Below are 3,140 nucleotides of genomic sequence, written 5' to 3' on the forward strand. Positions count from 1 at the left end.
AACCCCCGCCCGGGGGAGGCGTACCCCCCCCGCAGGAGGGGAACCACCACCCCCGCGGGGGTCGTACCAACTGCGGCAGGGTGGGCGCCCAGGTGGGGCCCGCCAGGGCAAGGGGGCCTGGGGCATAGGATGCCCGGGGATATGACGGGGCGTCATAGACCACGACCGTGAGGGACACCGTGGCACCTACCACCGGCGCCGTACGCCGCTTCCACCCGCTTCAGGGAGCGCCCGCGCGCCTCATCTGCTTTCCGCACGCCGGCGGCGCCGCCGGCTTCTTCCGCCCGCTCTCCGCCGAGCTGCGGCTGCGGGCCGACGTGCTGTGCATGCAGTATCCGGGTCACCAGGACCGCTACCGCGAGCCGCTGCTCGACGACATCGCCGCGCTCGCGGACGGCGCCGCCGAGGACCTGGCGCCCTGGCGCGGGGAGCCTCTCGCGCTGTTCGGGCACAGCATGGGCGCCCTCGTCGCCTACGAGGTCGCGCGGCGGCTGGCGGCCGACGGCGCCGGGCCCGTACGGCTGTTCGCGTCCGGGCGACCGGCGCCCTCGGTGTACCGCGAAGGCCATCGGCACGGCAAGAGCGACGACGAACTGCTCGCCGACATCCGGGCGCTGGACGGCACACCGCCGGAACTCCTCGCCGACGAGGAGGTGCTGCAGGTGGTGCTGCCTGTGCTGCGCAGCGACTACCGGGCGGTGGCGAACTACCGGCACCCGCAGGGCGCCCGGCTGGTGTGCCCGGTCACCGTACTCACCGGGGACACCGACCCGCGGGTGACGGCCGAGGAGGCGCGGGCCTGGACGCGGCACACCGCGGCCGACTGCGAGGTGCGCACCTTCGCGGGCGGCCACTTCTTCCTCGCCGAGCACTGGCCCGAGATCGGCCGCCTGGTCCTCGACCGCCTCGCCGCCGCCCCGCAGCCGTCCGGAACCGGCAGCTGAGAGCATCCGCCCGCCGCCCGGGAACGACCGCGGGGCGGCCCGGGCGGCGGAAGAACCGCCCGGACCACCCCCAGGACGCCGGCGCGGCGGCCCGCTTATCTGACGAGCTCGGCGGGCACGTCGAGCCACGCCAGCTTCTGCGGGTTCCGCACCGCGTAGATCCTGGTGATCAGCCCGTCCTCCACCGCGAGGCTCACCGCCGACGCCTCGCCGTCGAGTTCGATCCGGCCCGCGGGCGCGCCGTTGAGCCACACGGCCGCGGTCCGGAACGCGGCCACCCGGTTGGCGCGCGCGAGCACCGCGGCCACCGGTTCGCTCCCGTGCAGCGGAGCCAGCGCCGCCGCCACCACACCGCCGCCGTCGGCGATCAGGACGACGTCCGGCGCCATGACCGCCAGCAGCTCCTGCAACTGCCCCGTTTCGAGGGCGGCCAGGAACCGCTCCACCACGGCCTGCTGCTCCGACCGGCTGACCCGCACCCGGGGCTGCCGGGCCGCCACGTGCTCGCGGGCCCGCCGCCCGATCTGCCGCACCGCGGCCGCGGACTTCCCGATGACCTCGGCGATCTCGCCGTACGGCAGCTCGAAGACCTCGCGCAGCACGAACACCGCCCGCTCGGTCGGACCGAGCGTCTCCAGCACGGTCAGCATCGCGATCGAGACGCTCTCCGCGAGTTCGACGTCCTCCGCCACATCGGGGCTGGTCAGCAGTGGCTCCGGCAGCCACTCCCCGACGTAGTCCTCACGGCGGCGGGAGACCGTACGCAGACGGTTGAGCGCCTGCCGCGTGACGACCCGGACGAGGTAGGACCGCGGGTCGCGCACCCGGGAGCGGTCGACGGCCGACCACCGCAGCCAGGACTCCTGGAGCACGTCCTCCGCGTCGGTCGCCGACCCGAGCATCTCGTAGGCGACCGTGAAGAGCAGGCTGCGATGGGCGACGTAAGGATCCTCGGTCATGCCGTCGACGCTACGCCGGACGTCCGGGAGGGCGCCGCCAGCGGAATCTCGCACGCGGCGGAGAAGCCCTGCGACTCGATCCCGAGCGACGCGTTGCTCCTGGTCGCGAAGTTGGCGAAGGCGATGTAGACGGTCAGCTCGACTATCGCCGCCGGGCCGAGCCTGGCCAGCAGTCCCGCCGACAGCTCGTCGGTGACGGTCGGCGGGGTGGTCGTCATGGCCTCGGCGTATTCCATGACGTCCCGCTCCAGGGGTGTGAACACCTCCGACTCGCGCCAGCGCGGCACCTGGCTGGCCTTGGCCAGGTCCAGCTTGTTGTTCCGCGCCATGAAGTAGCCGATGTCCAGGCACCAGCTGCAGCCGACCTGGGTCGCGACGGCCATGTGCGCGAACGACTTGAGGCTCTCGTCGGCCGCGCCCCACCCGCCCGCGCTGCTTCCCAGCGCCTGGGCCGCACGGGCGACCGCGGGGCTGTGCCACATCACCTCGACGGGCTCGGGTACGGCACCGAGCTGCTGGATCATGCCCTCGCTCAGCTCGGCGGGGAGCTGGGCCTTCGGAACGCGTAGCGCCATGGTGTCCTCCTGGAAGTTGTGCCTGTCCGGCATGAAGACACCGCATGACCCCGCGGGCGTGACACCTGGCGCCCACCTCGGTCAGAAACGCGGCAGCAATACCGGGGAAATCGTTGACCACAACGTGGGAGCGCTCCCATGATGGCTCCCGGGTCAGTCGAGCCGTTCTCCTTCCCCCCACCTCTGGAGGATCCCATGACCACCCGTCGGAAACGCGCGCGCCGCCGCGCCTGGGCGGCGTCGGTGGCCGGTGCGCTCATCGCGGCCGGCACCACCTGGGCCGTGCAGCTCCCGGCCGGCGCGGCGCCCGCCGCGGCGGGCTGCGGTGTCGACTACACCGTCAGCAGTGTGTGGCAGGGCGGGTTCGGCGCCGACGTGAAGATCACCAACTTCGGTGACGCGCTGTCGTCGTGGAGCCTGAAGTGGACCTTCGCGCCGGGACAGACGGTGACGCAGGCGTGGAATGCCGACGTGACCCTCAACAGCAGCCAGGTGACGGCGGCCAACGTCAGCTACAACGGCTCGATCCCGAGCGGCGGTTCGGCGTCCTTCGGCTTCAACGGAGCCTTCTCCGGCTCCGGTACGCCCACCGCCCCGTCCTCCTTCAGCCTCAACGGCGTGACCTGCACGGGCGGTACGGCCACGACCCCGCCCACCACGAC

The 3,140-nt window shown here is 72.9% G+C and carries 4 protein-coding genes; 2 read left to right on the forward strand and 2 right to left on the reverse strand.

Annotated elements, in window-relative coordinates; genetic code table 11:
• The first annotated feature begins 167 nt into the window (after positions 1–167).
• The gene (locus V7E46_RS33080) at positions 168–944 is read left to right on the forward strand and encodes a thioesterase II family protein (protein WP_333771857.1); all 777 of its coding nucleotides are present in this window, start codon (positions 168–170) and stop codon (positions 942–944) included.
• A 95-nt stretch (positions 945–1,039) separates the two neighbouring features.
• Here the strand turns inward: V7E46_RS33080 and V7E46_RS33085 are convergent, their stop codons facing one another.
• Positions 1,040–1,903 (reverse strand): RNA polymerase sigma-70 factor, encoded by an 864-nt coding sequence (locus tag V7E46_RS33085; protein ID WP_333771858.1) that lies wholly within the window; start codon positions 1,901–1,903, stop codon positions 1,040–1,042.
• The gene (locus V7E46_RS33090; protein WP_333771860.1) at positions 1,900–2,478 is read right to left on the reverse strand and encodes a carboxymuconolactone decarboxylase family protein; all 579 of its coding nucleotides are present in this window, start codon (positions 2,476–2,478) and stop codon (positions 1,900–1,902) included. Before V7E46_RS33090 ends, V7E46_RS33085 begins: the two co-directional genes overlap by 4 nt.
• 195 nt (positions 2,479–2,673) lie before the next feature.
• On the opposite strand from V7E46_RS33090, the gene V7E46_RS33095 reads away from it, so the two are divergent.
• Positions 2,674–3,140: cellulose binding domain-containing protein (locus V7E46_RS33095; RefSeq protein WP_333771859.1), on the forward strand; the 467-nt coding region annotated here is incomplete at its 3' end.

The sequence above is a fragment of the Streptomyces sp. IBSBF 2435 genome (assembly GCF_036815005.1).
Taxonomy (GTDB): domain Bacteria; phylum Actinomycetota; class Actinomycetes; order Streptomycetales; family Streptomycetaceae; genus Actinacidiphila.